The organism is Rhizobium herbae (assembly GCF_019511375.1).
In the GTDB taxonomy this organism is placed as follows: Bacteria; Pseudomonadota; Alphaproteobacteria; order Rhizobiales; family Rhizobiaceae; genus Pararhizobium; species Pararhizobium herbae_A.
The window spans coordinates 1-255 of record NZ_JAEUAO010000026.1; the positions used below are offsets into that span (position 1 = coordinate 1).

The 255-nt window shown below is 64.7% G+C and carries 1 protein-coding gene; it reads right to left on the reverse strand.

From position 1 onward, the window contains the following. On the reverse strand, window positions 1–253 hold a 253-nt coding region (locus JNB71_RS24310; protein ID WP_346657304.1), incomplete at its 3' end, for a GTP-binding protein. Window positions 254–255: the final 2 nt, after the last annotated feature.

Consider the following 255-nt stretch of genomic DNA (forward strand, 5'->3'; position numbering starts at 1 on the left):
GGATGTGCTCGCGGGTCTGCGGCATCGGGCCGTCGGCAGCCGAGCAAACCAGGATCGCGCCGTCCATCTGCGCCGCACCGGTGATCATGTTCTTGACGTAGTCGGCGTGGCCGGGGCAGTCGACGTGCGCATAGTGACGGGCCGGCGTCTCATATTCGACGTGCGCCGTCGAGATGGTGATGCCGCGCGCCTTTTCTTCCGGGGCGGCGTCGATCTGGTCATACGCCTTGAACTCGCCGAAATACTTCGTGATCG